The sequence below is a fragment of the uncultured Gimesia sp. genome (genome assembly GCF_937910335.1).
In the GTDB taxonomy this organism is placed as follows: Bacteria; Planctomycetota; Planctomycetia; order Planctomycetales; family Planctomycetaceae; genus Gimesia.
In genome coordinates this window covers 1-18,043 of record NZ_CALEMX010000328.1, presented here as the reverse complement: position 1 = coordinate 18,043, position 18,043 = coordinate 1, and the positions used below count along the sequence as shown (strand labels likewise).

Genomic DNA, 18,043 nt, shown 5'->3' with positions numbered 1-18,043 from the left:
GCGGCAGGCGGTGTGTTGGTTTGATTCGTGTCTCAGGATAGAATCTTAGGATTGTTATGGGTACGATCAAAGTACAACATAAGAGATTGATAGAAACCTGCTTTTTTTAACTGAGGAAGACGAGATGATTCAAATCTGCTATCGGGCGGTATTGACGGTTTGTGTTTCAGGTCTGATGACAGGGTCGTTGTTTGCTGTCGACGACGATGCCAGTTCTCTTTTTATTGAGGGCTATACCAATCTGGTAAGCTATCAGCCGGGAGAGACGATTGCCTTTCACCTTTCCAGTTCCGAGCCTCAATATACGGTCGAAATCACACGGCTGGGACCGGAGAAGAAGACGGTCTTTAAGGAAACGCGAAAGAATGGTGCCGCTCACCCCGTTCCGGAAAATGCGTCATCTCATGGTTGCAAGTGGCCGGCGGCGTTTGAACTCAAAGTGCCTGACTCATGGAAGAGCGGTTATTACAATGTGCGTCTTTCAGTCCGCGATCGAGGCGGAAAGTTCATTCAGCGCAATTCCAGAACCGCCGAATCGAATCTGTTTTTCATCGTGCGACCCAAACAGCCGGGAACTCAGTCGAAAATTCTGATTCAGCTCAGCACGAATACCTATAACGCATACAACAACTGGGGCGGCTCCAGCCTTTACGGCTATCATGGTCGTGCGAATTTACAGGGGTATCGCGTCTCCTTTGATCGACCGCTGGCCGGTCAGTTTTCTAACTGGGAATATCCGTTTATTGTTTGGGCAGAAAGCAATGGATATCAACTCGATTACGCTGCCAACAGCGATCTGGAACACCATCCGGAAATGCTGCAACATTATAAGCTGGTGTTGAGTGTCGGCCACGATGAATACTGGTCGGCACCGATGCGCGATCATCTGGAGAATTACATTAAGCAGGGAGGCAATGTGGCTTTTTTCAGTGGGAATTCCGTTTGCTGGCAGGTGCGCAGTGAAGATTCCGGCCGTGCGTTGACGTGTTGGAAGCAGTCGTACAATCAGGATCCCGTTTTCACAGAAGGAGATCAGAGTCTGTTATCTACACTCTGGAGTCACCATCTTGTCAAACGCCCTGAGAATCAGCTGACGGGTGTGGGGTTTCTGTATGGTGGTTATCATAAAAGTCATGGGCAGTTCATGGATGGCTCAGGCGCTTATCAAGTTCACCGTCCTACACATTGGGTGTTTGAAAAGACGGGTATCAAGCAGGGGGATGAGTTCGGCGGGAAAGATACCATCGTGGGTTATGAGTGTGATGGCTGTCAGTTTGAGATGAAAGCGGGGATGCCTGTCCCGACTTATAAGGATGGTACGCCACGTACGTTTCAGATTTTGGCATCCTGTCCCGCGAAATGGGCTCCCGGTGATAGCCAGTGGTATGACCGTTTTGATAAAGATCGCGTGGGCGCGGCGATTCTGGGAATGTATACCAACGGAGGCACGGTCTTCACTGTTGGCAGCACAGACTGGGCGCATGGCTTGCGAGGTAAAGATCCGATTGTGCAACAGATGACGAAAAATATTCTGGATCGTTTATCCATGTAGTATCAACTTGGCAGCAAGGCATCCCTTTCCATTCTGGTGATTCGATAGAGGACGTGTTTTTTTAACGGATGGTCTTCTGCCATTGTGGGATGATCAAAATTTTCAATATAGGACATGCCAATTTTTTCCATGACACGTCTTGATGCGCCATTGGCGGGGACCGTAAAGGAAACAATCTCATTCAAATGACGTTGAGTGAACCCGAATTCCAAAGCGGCTCTCGCGCCTTCGCTGGCGTATCCCTGATTCCAGAAGGGAAGATCCAGGCGCCAGCCAATTTCAACGCAGGGTGTAAAATGGGCTGTGAACTTCGGAACTGACAGGCCGATGAATCCTGCGAATTGTTGCTCATCTTTTATTTCGACAGCCCAGAGACCAAAGCCATGCTTTTCAAAATGAGTTTTGATTCGTTTGACCATTTGCGCACTCTCTTCATATGAGAGTGTGCCGGGTAAATGCTGCATCACGCGTTGATTTGCGTTTAGCTTTGCAAAGGGAGCCACATCGGTATCACGCCACTCTCTGAGAATGAGTCGAGACGTTTCCAATGTGCTGCTCCTCTTGGAATAACCAAACGAATGTCGTGTTGCGGTAATCTCTCTACGCATTTGATGGCTCTAAAATAAGGTAAATTTCTAGAAATCAATTCAAAATCAAAATTTAAGTAGTGGTAATAACGAGATTGAAATCCGTTGACTACTGTGTTTCAATATAGAAATAAGATTTATTTATACGAACCCATTGAATCCCTCCTGAATTTCAGAGTCTTCTCGGAGCTATATTTTGATGAAACTTCTTTGTCTCGTATCATCGTTTGTGTTGATTAGTTTTTCCTCTGTCGATTTACTTCTGGCTGAAGATTCGACAAGCAAGCCGGCTTTGATTCAGGTTCCCGGTGCCTGGGAAGAACAGTCAGACGGAAAATATTCTGATCTGGACGGGTTCGCCTGGTATCGTTGTTATGTCAAAGTTCCCAAAAACTGGGCCGACATGACTGCGCGTCCGCTCTGGAGGGATTCCGTAACACTCTCCATTGAAAAGCTGGCCGATGCGCATGAAGTCTATATTAATGGGATACGCATTGGTCAAATTGGAAGCTTCCCCCCCGAGTACGCCAGCGGTTTTGAAAAATATCAGCGTTATAAAGTTCCGCCTGGCACATTGAAAATTGGAAAATATAATACGATTGCTATTCGCGTCTATAACCAGAAAGGCCCTGGTGGTTTTCGCGGCGTGCCTCCGATTCTGTCTGGTTACTTCCTGGAAAATTCACTCAAAGGAGAATGGGAATTCTTACCTGGGGATAATTTGAAGTGGGCGACTGTTGCGCGAGATGAAAAACCGGATCGCGCAGCCTTTGACGAATTCATACCAGCTACTTCTACGCTGAAACGTTCTGCCAAACTTTCTCCGGGTCGGCGAATGGCTCCGGAAAAATCGATGGAGCTGTTTGAGACCGATGGCGATATGGTGGTGGAGCAACTGCTGACAGAACCTTTAATCGGGCAACCTCTATTTATGAGCTTTGACGAGCGGGGCCGCATGTGGGTGGCGCAGTATCGACAATATCCCTATCCCGCCGGTCTTAAAGTTTTGAGTCGCAATAAATATTACCGGATGGAATTCGATCGGGTGCCTCCGCCACCACCCAACCATTTTCCCGGCAACGACCGGATTTCCATCCATGAGGATACGAACGGCGATGGAAAATACGATAAGCATAAAGTATTCGCCGGCGATTTGAACATCGCGACTTCCGTTGTTAAAGGACGTGGTGGAGTCTGGGTGCTCAATCCGCCTTACCTCATGTTTTATCCAGATAAGAATAATGACGATATTCCGGATGCTGATCCCGAAGTTCATTTAAGAGGTTTGGGGATTTCCGATACGCATTCCGCTCCGAACAGTCTGCAGTGGGGGCCTGACGGCTGGTTATATATCGTTCAAGGGAGCAACGTGGTTTCTCATTTGAAAAACAGTGATAAACCTGACGCAAAATCGATTTACTGTGAAGGGCCCGGGATCTGGCGTTATCATCCGGAAACAAAACGTTACGAGCTTTTTGCGGAAGGAGGCGGAAATGCCTTTGGCCTCGAAATCGATGCCGAGGGCCGTGCCTATTCGGGTCATAATGGAGGTGGCACACGCGGATTTTATTATGTGCAGGGTGGTTACTACGAAAAAGGAACCGAGAGAAAGTATGGTAATGTCAGTAATCCGTATGCGTTCGGTTTGCTGCCTTTTATGAAACACTCCAAGACACCTCGATTCAGTCATGCATTCGTTAAATACGAAGGGGACTCACTGCCCGCCAACTACAAAGGCAAACTGTTGTCTGTTGACCCGCTGCATCAGTATCTGGTGCTTTCCAAAATTGCACCATTGGGTTCTTCGTTTCAGACAGAAGACATTGGCTTCCCGTTGCGCAGTACCGACTTTGGGTTTCGGCCCATTGAAATCAAAGTCGGCCCCGATGGCGCGGTTTATGTAGCTGACTTCTACGAAGAGTTCATTGCCCACGGCCAGCATTATCAAGGTCAGGTTGATCCCAACTCCGGTCGCATTTATCGCTTCAAATCTAAAGAGACTCCGCCTCGCAAAATTGAGGATCTCAGTAAAAAAACCACGCGAGAATTGATAGAACTGCTCAAACATCCCAATGAATGGCATCGACGCACGGCGCTGCGGCTTCTGGGTGATCGCAAAGATAATTCAGAGAATGCCCTTCTCAAGCAGTGGATCAGAGACGACGATGGACAACTTGCTCTGGAAGCGTTTTGGGCTTTGAATTTGTGTCAGGGATTTGATGATTCCATCGCTGAAGAAAGCCTCAAGCATCCCAATCCCCTGGTGCGATTCTGGACCGTGCGACTGCTGGGCGATGACAGGGTGGTATCCAGTCAGCTGAGACCAAAGTTGATTGCATTGGCAAATCGGGAACCGAATGCGGAAGTTCGCGGCCAACTGGCGGCGACGGCGCGGCGTCTGCCCGCGGATGTCTGTCTGCCGATTGTCGATGCTTTGACACGTTATGCGGAAGATGTCGATGACCCGCATCAACCCTTAATGGTCTGGTGGGCATTGGAATCGAAGACGGCCTCTGATCGCGATCAGGCCATTGCTCTGTTCAAGAACAAGGAAATCTGGAATCGACCGTTGGTACAGAAGGTCCTTCTGGAACGATTGATTCGTCGTTATGCCACCGCTGGCGGCCGTACCGATCTGATTACCTGTGCAAAGCTGTTTGAGCTGGCTCCGGATTCTGTCTCCCGGAAAGCGTTGATGTCGGGTTTCGAAAATTCGTTCAAAGGCCGCTCATTGGCTGGTTTGCCTGAAGTGCTGGTGAAAGCACTCGCGGATGCCGGTGGTGGTTCGACGACTTTACAGATGCGACTCGGCAATAAAAGTGCGATTGAGTTGGCTCTGAATGCGTTAAAAACGCCTGGCAAAAATCAGCCACAACTGGTGGAATATATTCAGGTGCTGGGTGAATTGCAGGAGCCTCGGGCGCTACCCGTAATGCAAACCTTGTTGAGTACCACGAAGAATGCCGACCTGCAAACCGGTTTACTGGTGGCGTTGCAGAAATTCAATCAACTAGAGATCGCGGCGACCATTCTTAAAAGCTATGCCGCTTTTTCTGATGATGTACGCGAAGTGGCACAAAGTACGCTCGTCAGTCGCAAAGACTGGACCCGTACTTTTCTGACGGCCATCGATGAAGGGAAAATCAAATCGCAATCGATTCCCGAAGACCTGGTGCGCAAGATGACGATTCATCAGGATCAGCAGATTGCCTCTCTGGTGGCCCAACATTGGAAAGAAGTGAAGGGTGCTTCGAATCAGCAGATGCAGGCCAGTATCTCTCGTATATCGGGATTGCTGAAAGCGGTCAGCACTGATGTGTATCATGGAAAGGAACTCTATCAGCAGAGTTGTGCGAAGTGTCACATTTTGTTTGGTGAGGGTAAACGTGTGGGGCCCGAGCTGACTCAGTATAAACGCGATGATTCGTTACGCATGCTGATGCACATTGTGAATCCGAGTGCGGAAATTCGGGAAGGCTACGAAACGTATCTAGTGATTACCGATGATGGGCTTGTGGTTTCCGGATTTCTGTTTGATCAGGACAAACAGATTGTCGTGATTCGAGGAGCCGACGGTCAGAACGTGACCATCAAACGTGAAAACATTGATGAAATGATCAAGCAACCGAAGTCACTCATGCCGGAAGGTTTGCTGGATAAACTCAGCGATCAGGAATTACGTGATCTGTTCGGTTTTCTGCGCAGCAGTCAGCCGGTGTTTAAGTAAATCGAGACTGAGCGTTTCAAATTTTGTGTGTTTCTTGCCGGTGGCAATGGTGTGCGCTGCTTGCGTTCCATTCAATTGAAAAGGATCGAGTGGATGATGTCTTATCGAATTATCCTGACGATGGGTTTCAGTTTTGTTGCCGCCTTGATAGTGCCCAATGCGGTTTGGTCACAATCGCGGAGTTTGCCGACGGAGCCGGTTGAGATCGGCACAACGCCGCAATTCGTTTTCGATGGTTATATCGTCGACAACCACTTTGCTTTGAAATACAAGCAACAGACGATGGAACGCGTATTTCATGCGCCGAAAAAACATGCGAAGAATCCCCTGATTGCCGAGGATGGGGGCTATGTTACTGTTCGGCGCGATGCAGAGACCGGCCGATTTTTGATGTGGTATCAGACGCATACCCCCCGGTTGAATGCAGAGGGAAAACCCATCGGCTCGGAATATGCGATTGCCTATGCGGAGTCAGAAGACGGCCTGAATTGGAATCGGCCGAAGCTGGGGCTCTTGAACTGGAAGGGGAGTAAGGACAACAACATTGTCTGGAAAGGTATTAATGACAAACGTGCCAGTGGGGCGTGTATGCTTGATGTGCCTGAAGCGGACCGCAAAGGATATCGCTACCTGATGTCCTATCATACCGGGGGAGCCGGTAAAGGGATGAATGGTATTCGGGTGGTTGGATCACATGATGGCATTCACTGGGACAAATCGAGCGACTCTCTGCTGGCGGAACTGCATAGCGATACGCTGAACAGTATTGTTTATGATCCTGTAGACAAGCAATATGTGATGTATTGTCGCGCCAAACATATTTACCGCACGTTTTCGGGTGATATTCTTGACACGGGTGCCTCGCGTCGTGTGGCCCGGATGATTGGACCATCAATTTGGGAGGAGTGGACCAGTGAGCCGCAAACGATTCTGATTCCGGATGAACTGGATAGTGCGAAACGGCTTAATTTTTTCTACGGCATGCCCGTTCGTTATCACGCAGGGATCTTCTGGGGTTCATTATGGCCATTCAAAATGAATACCGACGTCGTGACCGAACTGGCGCTCAGCAGGGACGGCGTTCAATTTGAAAGACTCAGTTCGCGGCCTCAACTATTGGCTCTGGGGAAAGAAGGCAGCTGGGATGACGGGATGGCGTTTGGAAACAACTGGATCGAAGTGGGTGATGAATGGTGGTTTTATTATTCAGGCTTTGACGGTCCGCACGGCACCTCTGCGCGGAAGCCGGGCATGGGTCTGGCGACGCTGAAAAAAGAGCGTTTGATTTCGCTGCGTGGTCCGCGTAATGGCGGAGTGGTTATCACGCGCAAGATTAAATGGCCGGGAGGCAAGCTGGTTTTGAATGCGAATGCCAAAGGGGGCGAGTTAAAAGTCCGCCTGTCGGATGCGAAACGCAAAGTGCTGGACGGGTTCGATTACGATGACTGCGTTCCCATCAGTTCGGATAGTCTGGAACATGAAGTCCGTTGGAAAGCGGCTTCTATCGATACTCTCAAAGGCCAAATCATTCGGCTGGAAATTTTTCTGCAGGATGCCGATCTGTTTACATTTCGCGCGGGTGATGCTGCTTCGAACTGATGTGTTATTTCTACTACGAAAGACACGAAAGGCACGGAAAAATTTGGTATGTGTTGGAATGAGTGCGCTAAGATTGTCCTTGATGCAAATACAAGGTTTTCTATGGAGCGTTACTGGCATCTCGCCTACGAGCATTGTTGAATCTGATACCTTTTTCTATTCAGGATAATTCATTTTCTATATTTAGGAGTCAGTGATGGATTCTTGCCCGCCGACATGTAGATGTGGCAAAGTGTATGAAATTTATTCCAGTAACTCCGGACTGATTGATTATGATGAACGATTAAAAATGTACACAATCAAGTCAGGTAACAGTCTATATACCATCCTTTACTGTTTTGGATGTGGTGAGTCTCTCTTTACCAAAGAAAGAATAGAGTTAGATGATGCGATACAACAAGAAGTAAATGCTCTTTCGAAAAAAATAAAGTGTATGGACGATGTGATTTCAATTTTAGGCCAAGCCGACTTTGTTGGTGATGCCAATCCTGATACCAACATTGGACGGACTTTTATATACAACAATATCTGGCCGGAAATAACGCTGAATTTAATGGAAAGGAAGGATGGTTCAATTCAGTTTACCTACTCTATTAATTGATGGGGTGTGACTGTCTGGGAAGACCTAATTAGACCAGGTTTCTTTTAAACCGTTTTTTTTTACCACGAAAAGCACGAAAGGCACGAAAAATCTGGTATATGACAGAATGAGCGCGCTAAGATGGTCCTTTAAGCAAAGACAATGTTTTCTATGGAGTATTCCCGGCATGGTTTCTTCTTCAAGACATTTATTATGAGTGCTAAGACGTGAAGAAAATTGAGGATATTGAGAAACACCTGCCACAGAAACGCAAAATGCTTCTGTATTGTCTTCGTGAAAATTATTGGGATGTTGTGGAGATCCATGATGAAGGCTCCAGTTGGGCATTCGAAGAAAAGTGGTTGGTAAAGTCAACACGGGAAAACAGAAGGGTTTCGCTTACGCTCTGGTTTTTTAAGCACGACGGTGCAGATGATGGCATGAACCGAGTTGTGGCTACACCAGCCAACAGTCCCGAACCGAATTGTTATCGCGGCGATGTAGCCATTGAATTTGATGGAAGGAAATTTGAAAATCAACTAGAGATTTTTATGTCAGATTTGCATCAGTTGCGGATCAATGGAGAGTTCGAAAATTAAACAGAAGAAAGTTTTAATGGATCAGGTCGCTTTTGAACCGTTTTTTTTCTACCACGAAAGTCACAAAATGCATGAAAAATCTGGTGTCGTCTGGAATGGGTGTGCTGTGCGTGAGTGGCGTGGTTGTTTTTCGGATATCTGCCGGTTACATTTTAGTAAACAGAAATGTGATCTAAATTTAACGATAAATGATATCAGAACAATAAGTTAAAATTTCAAAGGAAGACACCTCATGAGATTCTTGAATACAAACTGCCTGTTCGCTTTTGCTATGTTGCTGCTTGCCGTCGTTTTGGGGTTTGGTGTGATGGGGGAGGTCGTGCATGCGAAAGAGCCGGCACCGGGGGCCGCTCAGAAGATTCAATTGGGTGGCGAAGTCGATCTTGAGATCGTTTATATTCCCAAAGGTGAATTCAAAATGGGCAGTACGAATGCCGAAAAGGAATGGGCTGTGAGTGAAGCAGGGGGTGCGCGGTTCTCTTCGGGAGGCGGGTATCGCGAGGCTTACGAAGGTAAACCTCGTCTGATGCGCGTGAAGAACGGTTTTTGGATGGGGCGCACCGAAGTAACTGTGCGACAGTTTCGGAAGTTTGCAGATGAAACCGGATTTGTTACCGATGCGGAAAAGCCAGGCGGATCAGCTCATTGTTTCAATCCCGAATGGAAGCCTCGGCTTGGCATGGGGGGCCGCCGCATCCCTGGATTGCCATGCCTGATAAAAGCTGGCGCGATCCCAATCATGGTGTCAAAGAGCAAGATAACTTCCCCGTCGTCGCTGTGAGTTATAACGATATGAAAGCATTCTGTGCCTGGCTGACCAAAAAGGAACGCGCTGCGGGAACGCTTCCGGAAGGTTTGATTTACCGCCTGCCAACGGAAGCAGAGTGGGCCTATGCCTGTCGTGGCGGTCGAAAAGACAGTAGTTATTTCTGGTGGGGAAACGATCTCAATGATGCCAAAGGCCGACTGAATATTTCGGGCATCGATTTTCTGCCGAACGCCGATTATGTCTGGCCGGGAGCTAAGCTGATCTGGAGTGACGGCTATCCGATGGTTTCGCCCGTTGATCATTATGGAGAACGAGGGCGGAACGGATTTGGGCTGGCGGACATGTGCGGCGGTGTGTGGGAATTTACGCTCGACCATTTTGATCCCAAGGGCGGACACGAAGACGTCTATTATGCCGATGCCAAACAACGCACTGTGTGGCGCCCCGTCTGTCGGGGAGGCAATTTTTATGATGTGCCCGGCAATGCACGTTGTGCCGTCCGGCTTGGTATCAGTAGCGTGACCTATTCCGATACTCGAGATGGTTTTCGGGTTTGCCTGGGAGTGGCGCGGGAATCGAAATCTGTGCCGGTCCCGAGTAACTAATGTATGATTTGTCTCGGCTCGAATTTTTCTACCACGAAATTCACGAAAAATTCAGCGCTCTTTATTTTGCTTTTGCTGGAAACAATTCTTTGATGGAATCGATGGTCTGTTCTGTGAGGGCCTGGCCTCCTTGGTGGCCGACGATGTTGCTTTCGATGACGGCGCTGTAGCTGCCTCCCAGGGTGGCTCGTTTGTTGGGCACGTAGCTGCCTGCGCCGCAGAGTTGAATCACGAAAGTTTGCAAAGCGGGGCTGCGGGCTTTCATTTGTGTTCCGAAATCGTTGAAGAGTTCGAAATCGTTGGTGCCGATGGCGATATCACCGAGGCGGAGGGTGTGTAATTCCATGCGGTATGGTTTTGCTTTGCCGGATTTCTGCAACTCATATCGATCGAGTACGGATTGCTTCCAGTTTTTAATCCAGACTTTGCTGGGGTCTTTGGCGTAACCGGCGACTTCTTTACTTACGCGGGCGTAGTCTTCTTCGGTGACGATGCGTAAGGGAAGTTCGATGGTTTTGACTTTGTGAACCAGTATGGGGTCGGTGTGTTTTTCTTTACGGGCGCCGGCGTAGGCTTCTTCCCAGCCGACTACGATGCGGCGTGCGATTTCTTCCAGCAGGGTCAGGCCGCGCAGGGTTCGCATCCGTTCTTCGGATTTTTTGCGGAACATGGGTCGTGGGACCTGATCGCCGGCGGCTCCGGCCCAACCCAGGACATGCAGGTCTTTACCGTATATTGCACGCAGGGCCTCACGCACGGGATGCCAGAAGTCGGCGTTGACCGCACTCCTGCCTTCCACCGCCTGTGCAGGACAGGCAATGTTGATGGCGGTGGCAATCAATTCCTGTTTTGCGTTCCAGAAGAACAGGACTTCCATTCCATGGTCTTCGTAGCCTTCGATGCCACGAAAATCTTTGGTATCGGTGCGCCCATACATTCTTGCTAATCCATTGGAATACAAGGCGCGGCGATTTTCCGCAACAACAGCATGCCCCATGCCCCAGCCCGCGCTGGCCGGCTGTTTTGTTTTCCAGGCTTTCACGATGGCGTCCGCGATGCGTTTGGATGCAAAATCAACGAATTCTCGGGGCTGCATGATTCCCGTTGCTGGCAGGCTGTAGCGCCCTTCCACCAACGTGGGAGCCGTGTGGGTATGCGTGGCGTTGAGAATGACTTTATTCACGTCAACTTCTTTGAGCTGTTCTTGTATCTGCGCGCGGACGGCTTCCAGGATGCCGCCGCGAATACAGACCACGTCACACGAAACGAAAATGGCATAGTCAACGGTTTTGTCATCCTCGCGCGATTCTAAGACCAACACATTTGCGGTGACTTCACTTTCCACATTGTGTGCAATACGCGTTCGCATTTGCCCGGTGAGAGAAACGGGCATGTCGGGCGTGATGCTGACGCTCGCACCGCCGACATAAAGATCGGCGGCCTGACACGGTGGTTCTGCAAACGCTGCCAACAATGATGTGGCAACGGCGGTGAATATGATTCGTGAGTTCATTCGTGATGATCTCCAGTTGTTAAGAGACTATGGTACGTGATCAGAAATAGAAAAAATGAACGTTGTTAAACGTCTCAGTTATGATCCCCTTCATTCATACACGCCGATGGGCTCTTTTTCTACCACGAAAGTCACGAAAGACACGAAAAAACTGGTACGTGACATGATTTCTCAAATTCGCGGTTAGGAATTCTTATTATACCCGCCCATTATCGAACTTCTCTCTACTTGTGCATGATTCTCTGTTGAACAATAGTTCGAGATGACCATACTGAGATGTATGATGATCGCCAGCTTTCTGTTTTTTCTGCTTTGTTTTCTGGGCATTGGAATTTATTCTGCGTCGCAGAAGCAATCCAACACCGAAGATTATTTGGTTGCCGGTCGCTCGGTCAGTCCGTGGTTGACTGCACTGTCCGCTGTTTCATCGAACAACAGCGGTTTCATGTTCATCGGCATGATTGGTGCTACCTATCAGGCGGGTTTGTCTTCGATGTGGTTGATGGTGGGTTGGATCAGCGGCGATTATCTGGCCTGGCTATTTCTTTTGAAACAGTTGCGGGAACGTAGCGAGCAACGGCAGGTTCTGAGCATTCCGACATTTCTGGGGGCTCAGGATGTTTCAGATTATCAACAAACTTCTGTCTCGGACGGAAACGTCGCTGGTGATCATTCCGCGTCTATTGATGAGCGCCCGCAAGTAGTTCTACAGCGCGCTGTTGTTGTGCTGGCGGCCCTCGCCACGCTCCTTTTTCTGGGTACTTATGCAGCGGCCCAGTTGACGGCCGGCAGTAAAGCGCTGCATGTCCTGTTTGGCTGGAATGAATCTCTGGGTACCTTGATCGGTGCGGGGATTGTGCTGGCTTACTGTTTTGCAGGAGGGATTCGCGCCTCCATCTGGACCGATGCAGCACAGTCAATCGTGATGCTGATCTCGATGTTTTTATTGCTGGTGATTTCCATTCAAACCATCGGTGGATTTGAGCTATTATGGACAAAGCTGGATGCCATTGATCCTGCACTCGTCGACTGGGAGCCGAAAAATCTTCGTTTTGGTTTTGGATTGTATCTGGTTGGCTGGATCGTGGCGGGCGTGGGTGTAGTAGGACAACCACATATTATGATTCGGGCCATGGTGATCGATTCGGCGGAAAATATATCGCGTGCACGCCGGATTTATTTCAGCTGGTATGTTGCCTTTGCTGTGGCCACGATATTGACGGGACTTTGCTGCCGCGTGTTATTGTCTGAAGCGCAGGGGGCAGATCCGGAAATGGCGCTGCCTTATCTGTCACAGCAACTGTTGCCCGATGTGTTGGTCGGATTAATTCTGGCGGGTTTATTTGCGGCGACTGTATCAACGGCTGATTCTCAAATTCTTTCCTGTTCCGCTGCCCTGACTCAGGATTTATTTCCTCGCTGGCGGCACTCTTACAAATTCGCCAAGGCTGGAACTGTGATTATGACGCTGGTGATCATTGCGATTGTGATGATTGGCCAGAATAGTGTGTTTGAACTTGTGGTCCTCTCCTGGTCCGGGCTTGCCAGTTCACTCGGCCCCTTACTGGTTGTAAGAGCTTTGGGGAAGAGGGTCTCCAGTCGCGTTGGCGTGGCGATGATTCTCAGCGGCATGGTAGCCGTTCTGACCTGGAGATATGGTTTGGGGCTTTCGAGTGCGCTCTATGAAGTGCTGCCGGGAATGGCTGCCGGTTTTCTGATTTATGGATTGAGTCGCCTCTGGCCTCAAGTACCAGATCACTAACCGGAATCTTGAGTGATGGTCTCGTCTGACGGGCCTTCGGAAGATTAATGTTACTGGCCACCTTTTTCTCTGATGGTTCAAAACAGAGCTGTAACAGGTTTGCCTTGTGAGCTGGCGATTTCTCGGCCGGTGGGCATGGGGATGGTTGCTTCGGGTCGATAGCCGAACGCGTGCAGGATGGTTGCTCCCAGGTCTTCCGGTCTGACGGGATTGTTTTTCACAAAAGCGGCGTGTTTGTCACTTTCGCCGTAGATTTGACCGCCCTTGATTCCGCCTCCTGCGAGCACGGTGGAATAGCAGTTGGGCCAATGGTCGCGTCCGGTATTTTTGTTGATTTGTGGCGTGCGACCAAACTCGCCGGTGACGACGACCATGGTGTCATCGAGCAGACCGCGCGTTGATAGATCTTCCAGCAAGGCGGAATAGGCGAGATCAAATGCCGGGCAGCAATAATCGCCGCGGATCATTTCCACGCCTTTGTTGTAGCCGCCGCAAACCGGTTTGTCGCTGCCATGATTATCCCAAAGGTTAAACTGACAACCATCTTTGCCGTAATAGGTCCAGAAGACATTCACCATTTGCACGTCGGCTTCAATCAATCGTCGGGCTAGCAAGAAGCTTTGGCCGTATTCATTGCGTCCATAACGGTCTCTCAGTTTGACCGGCTCGCGATCCAAGTCGAAGACGCGTCCCAGCCCTTCTGAAGAGAGCATTGAAAAGGCCCGCTCGTAATATTTATCCATGCTCTGAGTGACATCTGATTGCCAACCTTTGTGCGAATCTATTTTCAACTGAGTGAGCAATTGTCTGCGGTTCTGGAAGCGTGCGGTATCAACGCCTTCGGGCAGGCTGAAGCCTTTGACGGTGAACTGCTTTTCGGCCAATGAGTCCCGCTTTTCTACATTCAGATAGAGGGGATCGTAAGCGCCCCCTAAAAATCCTGCGGTTTGTCCTTTGTAGAACTGGCTACCGGTAGTGAAGGGGCGTGGTACGGTGACCCAGGGCGGGAGTTGTGAGGCGCTGCCTTGGAGGCTTTGCAGAATCGCACCCATGCCGGGGTGATCTGATCGCTGTGGGGGAAACGCTTTGAGTTTTTGTGTTTCCGGTCCGGAGTCGGCGAGCAACATGTATTTAATGCCGGTGGCATGCGAGGCTGAATTGTGATTCATCGAGCGGATGATGGAAAACTTGTCCGCCTGTTTGGCAACTTCGGGTAACAGCTCGCCAATTTGAAAGCCGGGGGCAGAGGTCTGAATGGGCTGGAACGGGCCACGAATGGAGTCGGGGGCCTCTGGTTTGAGGTCCCACATGTCGAGCTGACTTGGTCCACCACACAGGAAGATAAAAATGCAGCGTTTGGCGGTGTGCTTGTGGCTGGTCTTCGCAGCCTGGAGGAGTGACGCCTCTGGTAGCGATAGACCCATCGCTCCCAGGCTACTCAGCCGCAGCAGTTCTCGTCGACTGAGCCGACGGCCGCTTGAAGTCAGTAGTGACATCATTGACTGAGTGCCTCTCCAGAAAAACCTGTTATACCACGTTACAGTTTCTGCTATCAGTCTAAACAATTCGGGGAAGAAGATTCAAGCCTTTATCGTGAAAACCAGAGGGACAGACTCGGTTAGGGCCTTGATGTTGTGAGGGAGTGGTTTTTTGAAGCGTTTTTTTCTACCACGAAAATCACGAAAGACACGAAAAAATCTGGTAGGTGATCGAATGAGTGCGCTAAGATGGTCCTTTATTTAAATACAAGGTTTTCCAGGGAGCGTTACTGGTATCTGGCTTGCGGGTGCTGTTGAACCGGCTACGTTTTTGTGCTTCGAGATTTAAGAAACGGATTATATTATGATTGAGAATAAGCTAATCGAACTTGGTATTACAGTATCTAATGAAAAATTTCATAACGAAGCACAAATACTTCACGAGTATGAAGAGTTGATAGGTCATTCTATTCCTGAGACTTATAAATATTTCATACTAAAATATAAAACCAGCTTGATTTTTGATAACATTATCATTTATCGTCCGTTACAAAGTTCGCCATGGGGTGATGAAAAGGGAATGCAACAGTTAGACGAATTTTATGGTCTTTGTCAAAGCAAAGGTGAAGATTTAGGGCTCTCAACTCTCTCTTCTGTTTTTGAAACATACTTAAGCAGAATGCCATATTCTGTCGTCCCCATAGCCTCAGCACCAGGAGGGAATCAGATATGTCTGGGAATTATAGAAGAGGTGGAGAATAAGGTGTTTTTTTGGGATCATGAAGACGAACGAGAAATCGTTGGAGAGAATCAAAATGATTTCAAAAACATGTATCTAATTGCAGACACATTTGAAGATTTTATAGATTCACTAATGATTGACAAATCTGATCCAGGTAGTGATGACGGAATTGTATCTTCCTGGTTTTCAGACGATCTGGATTTATAAGATTAAGATTATAGAAATTACTATATGTGTTCGGAACCGATACTGTTCTTTTTGGGCTTTTATCCATCCCTTGTTTATTGCTTTGCTCCGATCATTAGTTGTTTTTTCTACCACGAAAAGCACGAAAAGCACGAAAGACACGAAAAAATCTGCTCGAATTTGATTCGAGCCCACCCTGGTCTGGTTGGTTGTTGATGGTTTTGGGATTCGCCGTCATTCCTTCACGATAATGTCTTGTCGTTTTTTTAGTCTTCCGTATTTGTTTTCACCAATCATCCAGACCTGCATTTTGCCTTTGTCCTGGATCAGATTCGCGGGAATCACAATCTTGCCGTTCTTGCGGTCCTGCTCGGTAATGAACACGTTATGTTCGTCGTAACCGTTTTTGTCGCTCTTTAAGTGTGCGATGATCATGTTCATGTTGTCGGATGAAATTTTTATTTCCCACGATTTACTTTTTGAGACTCCTTCAGTCGGCATGCTGAAATCGAATCTGCAAACGGCGAATTCGCAGGCCTGGCTCAGGGAGCCATCATTCATCACGCAATGTGCGGTATAGTCGCCGCAGGTTGAAAAGGAACGCTCAATGACACCTTTGCCGGGCTGGTTGATTTCTTCGATCACTTTGTCTCCCTGCTTGATGACCAAAGTTTTCACGCCCTGGGCATTCTTATCCATGATATTGATCTTTACTTTCTGATCTTGGTGGTAAGGAACCCAGTCGCCAAGGTCGAGTAACAAAACCTGATTGATGTCGGGGGTTGCGTTATCTTCGTCATAGTTCGGGAACAAAAATGACTCGGCTTTATTATTGCCTCGCCAGGCATCCAGATCGGTAATGCGATACAGCTTTCTGCCTCTGGATGAGATATGCTTGTTGAAACTTTTAATACTGCGATTGGTGTTCGTGGTGGTTTGAGGTCGGCTTTCCTCTACTCTGACATGCGTTATCTGGGCCTCCTTGTTTTTGGTAATTCCCGTTACGATTTCTACATGAGAGCCGGGCTGGGGCGGTGTGAAGATGATGTCTCCCACTTTTGCGGATAAAGCAGACTGTGGCTCCACCAGGGTGATTCCATCTCGATAGGGTGGGGTATGGAGACGGCTGACATACCAGATACCACATTGCAAAGCATAGCTGGTATACGAGGAGCAGACCTTGCCGTAGTAGCACTCTGCATTTTTCACCTTACCATAAAGGTTCTCTGTATAGAGTACGCTCTTCGGATTTTGGACAGCTGCCAAAAATGTTTTGAGGTAAATGTCGAAGCCGATATAGCGACCGACAGATTTGACGCTCGAATAGGGAACTCCCGTGTATTCTGTTCCCGCTTTGAAATGTCCGCCCCTTTTCGGCATGCCATCGGCGACAGGAGTCCATTTCACGCGCGACATGATGCGCGCATACTTGATGGACTTTTCCTGCCAGGTGATGGAGTTCTCTTTTCCGGTTTGCTTATCGCTGGTTTCCCCTGCGGCGGAAGCGCTTTGCAGAAAAATGCAACTGATCAATGAAACAAGCAGGCAGACAGAATTACGAAATAGAGAGGTCATTGAATGATCCCTAGCTTGGATATTTCTGTGAATAAGGGGTGATACTGTGGCTTTACTATAAAGGAATTTGAGTCCATTATCCATGCTGTTTTGTATTGCTTTGTTCTGGTCATTAGTGTTATTTTTTACCACGAAAATCACGAAAGACACGAAAAAATCTGGTAGGTGATTGGGTGAATGTCTAATAGGGGGTTGATTGTTTTTACTCTGGCGGGCGGACAGATGGGTTCCGCTCCTTGTATCTTACTGTTGACTGTCTGCAGTTCTTTGTTCTGATAGGTTGCTGTTTTTTGAGTTTGTTGCATTGGTATTTTGTCAGTTGTTCTCCAACGGCGGCCAGGTCGTGTTTATTTAATCGTTTCGAGGATCATTCTCAGGAAAGCCACATTAACGAGATCGGTATTAACCGCGGCTAATGCCTTGCGGCTGATCTTGTTTTTGATCTTTAGCCGAATGGCGTTAGCCACGGTTTCTCCCAAGTTGCAAAGAACTATTGGAAATAAGAAACACTACCTAGTGCGGAACCGCTCCGATCCGTTCTGATCGTGTCAGACTGTGTGGCGTTTATTTTGTTTTGTTGCTCATGCTCTGATCAGTACTGCTGCATTTTTATGTGCTGACTGTTTGTGGCTATCGGGTAGAATCTCTGTTCGTGGGTTGATTGCGCTGATGTCGTTGTCGGTTATTTTTTACCACGAAAAGCACGAACAGTTTTGGCGGGAAGACACATGGGTCTTCCCCTAGTGCGCCTGCAAGCGCATCGAATCAG

The 18,043-nt window shown here is 48.5% G+C and carries 14 protein-coding genes; 10 read left to right on the top strand and 4 right to left on the bottom strand.

Translation table 11 applies throughout. The features are described from left to right. Nucleotides 1–124 precede the first annotated feature (124 nt). On the top strand, nucleotides 125–1,552 hold the full coding sequence (locus Q0668_RS13065) for a N,N-dimethylformamidase beta subunit family domain-containing protein (protein ID WP_298865343.1): 1,428 nt from the start codon (nucleotides 125–127) through the stop codon (nucleotides 1,550–1,552). A 2-nt stretch (nucleotides 1,553–1,554) separates the two neighbouring features. Here Q0668_RS13065 and Q0668_RS13060 read toward each other — a convergent pair whose 3' ends face one another. Further along, nucleotides 1,555–2,100: a GNAT family N-acetyltransferase gene (locus tag Q0668_RS13060; RefSeq protein WP_298865340.1), complete on the bottom strand. Its 546-nt coding sequence runs from the start codon at nucleotides 2,098–2,100 to the stop codon at nucleotides 1,555–1,557. A gap of 238 nt (nucleotides 2,101–2,338) precedes the next feature. Here Q0668_RS13060 and Q0668_RS13055 point away from each other — a divergent pair, with 238 nt between their 5' ends. From Q0668_RS13055 to Q0668_RS13030, 6 genes are all read left to right on the top strand, one after another. Next, entirely contained in the window at nucleotides 2,339–5,866 is a 3,528-nt protein-coding gene (locus Q0668_RS13055) for a PVC-type heme-binding CxxCH protein (protein ID WP_298865337.1), read from the top strand. Nucleotides 5,867–5,959: 93 nt separating this feature from the next. Continuing rightward, nucleotides 5,960–7,465 (top strand): hypothetical protein, encoded by a 1,506-nt coding sequence (locus Q0668_RS13050; protein ID WP_298865334.1) that lies wholly within the window; start codon nucleotides 5,960–5,962, stop codon nucleotides 7,463–7,465. A 196-nt stretch (nucleotides 7,466–7,661) separates the two neighbouring features. Beyond that, complete coding sequence (locus tag Q0668_RS13045) at nucleotides 7,662–8,066, top strand: hypothetical protein (RefSeq protein ID WP_298865329.1); 405 nt, start codon at nucleotides 7,662–7,664, stop codon at nucleotides 8,064–8,066. 254 nt (nucleotides 8,067–8,320) lie between these two features. Next, entirely contained in the window at nucleotides 8,321–8,644 is a 324-nt protein-coding gene (locus Q0668_RS13040; protein WP_298865327.1) for a hypothetical protein, read from the top strand. A gap of 232 nt (nucleotides 8,645–8,876) precedes the next feature. Next, the gene (locus Q0668_RS13035) at nucleotides 8,877–9,425 is read left to right on the top strand and encodes an SUMF1/EgtB/PvdO family nonheme iron enzyme (RefSeq protein WP_298865325.1); all 549 of its coding nucleotides are present in this window, start codon (nucleotides 8,877–8,879) and stop codon (nucleotides 9,423–9,425) included. Then, the gene (locus Q0668_RS13030) at nucleotides 9,353–10,018 is read left to right on the top strand and encodes an SUMF1/EgtB/PvdO family nonheme iron enzyme (RefSeq protein ID WP_298865322.1); all 666 of its coding nucleotides are present in this window, start codon (nucleotides 9,353–9,355) and stop codon (nucleotides 10,016–10,018) included. Before Q0668_RS13035 ends, Q0668_RS13030 begins: the two co-directional genes overlap by 73 nt. Nucleotides 10,019–10,079: 61 nt before the next feature. Here the strand turns inward: Q0668_RS13030 and Q0668_RS13025 are convergent, their stop codons facing one another. Beyond that, nucleotides 10,080–11,531 (bottom strand): hypothetical protein, encoded by a 1,452-nt coding sequence (locus tag Q0668_RS13025; protein ID WP_298865320.1) that lies wholly within the window; start codon nucleotides 11,529–11,531, stop codon nucleotides 10,080–10,082. A 55-nt stretch (nucleotides 11,532–11,586) separates the two neighbouring features. Between Q0668_RS13025 and Q0668_RS13020 the strand changes: the two genes are divergently transcribed. Together Q0668_RS13020 and Q0668_RS13015 are read left to right on the top strand one after the other, a co-directional pair. Then, nucleotides 11,587–11,718, top strand: a complete 132-nt coding sequence (locus Q0668_RS13020; protein WP_298865318.1) for a hypothetical protein — start codon at nucleotides 11,587–11,589, stop codon at nucleotides 11,716–11,718. Between the two features lie 93 nt (nucleotides 11,719–11,811). Next, entirely contained in the window at nucleotides 11,812–13,293 is a 1,482-nt protein-coding gene (locus tag Q0668_RS13015) for a sodium/proline symporter (RefSeq protein WP_298865315.1), read from the top strand. A 77-nt stretch (nucleotides 13,294–13,370) separates the two neighbouring features. Here the strand turns inward: Q0668_RS13015 and Q0668_RS13010 are convergent, their stop codons facing one another. Beyond that, entirely contained in the window at nucleotides 13,371–14,792 is a 1,422-nt protein-coding gene (locus Q0668_RS13010) for a DUF1501 domain-containing protein (RefSeq protein WP_298865312.1), read from the bottom strand. A gap of 343 nt (nucleotides 14,793–15,135) precedes the next feature. Between Q0668_RS13010 and Q0668_RS13005 the strand changes: the two genes are divergently transcribed. Further along, nucleotides 15,136–15,720: an SMI1/KNR4 family protein gene (locus tag Q0668_RS13005; RefSeq protein WP_298865310.1), complete on the top strand. Its 585-nt coding sequence runs from the start codon at nucleotides 15,136–15,138 to the stop codon at nucleotides 15,718–15,720. 213 nt (nucleotides 15,721–15,933) lie between these two features. On the opposite strand, the gene Q0668_RS13000 is transcribed toward Q0668_RS13005, so the two are convergent. Further along, the gene (locus tag Q0668_RS13000) at nucleotides 15,934–17,274 is read right to left on the bottom strand and encodes a hypothetical protein (protein WP_298865308.1); all 1,341 of its coding nucleotides are present in this window, start codon (nucleotides 17,272–17,274) and stop codon (nucleotides 15,934–15,936) included. Between the last annotated feature and the right edge of the window lie 769 nt (nucleotides 17,275–18,043).

What these genes read in the sequence shown, in the direction of transcription:
- Q0668_RS13065 (WP_298865343.1), top strand. Translation starts at nt 125, where the DNA reads ATGATTCAAATCTGCTATCGGGCGGTATTGACGGTTTGTGTTTCAGGT.
- Q0668_RS13055 (WP_298865337.1), top strand. Translation starts at nt 2,339, where the DNA reads ATGAAACTTCTTTGTCTCGTATCATCGTTTGTGTTGATTAGTTTTTCC.
- Q0668_RS13050 (WP_298865334.1), top strand. Translation starts at nt 5,960, where the DNA reads ATGATGTCTTATCGAATTATCCTGACGATGGGTTTCAGTTTTGTTGCC.
- Q0668_RS13045 (WP_298865329.1), top strand. Translation starts at nt 7,662, where the DNA reads ATGGATTCTTGCCCGCCGACATGTAGATGTGGCAAAGTGTATGAAATT.
- Q0668_RS13040 (WP_298865327.1), top strand. Translation starts at nt 8,321, where the DNA reads ATGCTTCTGTATTGTCTTCGTGAAAATTATTGGGATGTTGTGGAGATC.
- Q0668_RS13035 (WP_298865325.1), top strand. Translation starts at nt 8,877, where the DNA reads ATGAGATTCTTGAATACAAACTGCCTGTTCGCTTTTGCTATGTTGCTG.
- Q0668_RS13030 (WP_298865322.1), top strand. Translation starts at nt 9,353, where the DNA reads ATGCCTGATAAAAGCTGGCGCGATCCCAATCATGGTGTCAAAGAGCAA.
- Q0668_RS13025 (WP_298865320.1), bottom strand. Translation starts at nt 11,531, where the DNA reads ATGAACTCACGAATCATATTCACCGCCGTTGCCACATCATTGTTGGCA.
- Q0668_RS13020 (WP_298865318.1), top strand. Translation starts at nt 11,587, where the DNA reads ATGAACGTTGTTAAACGTCTCAGTTATGATCCCCTTCATTCATACACG.
- Q0668_RS13015 (WP_298865315.1), top strand. Translation starts at nt 11,812, where the DNA reads ATGATGATCGCCAGCTTTCTGTTTTTTCTGCTTTGTTTTCTGGGCATT.
- Q0668_RS13010 (WP_298865312.1), bottom strand. Translation starts at nt 14,792, where the DNA reads ATGATGTCACTACTGACTTCAAGCGGCCGTCGGCTCAGTCGACGAGAA.
- Q0668_RS13005 (WP_298865310.1), top strand. Translation starts at nt 15,136, where the DNA reads ATGATTGAGAATAAGCTAATCGAACTTGGTATTACAGTATCTAATGAA.
- Q0668_RS13000 (WP_298865308.1), bottom strand. Translation starts at nt 17,274, where the DNA reads ATGACCTCTCTATTTCGTAATTCTGTCTGCCTGCTTGTTTCATTGATC.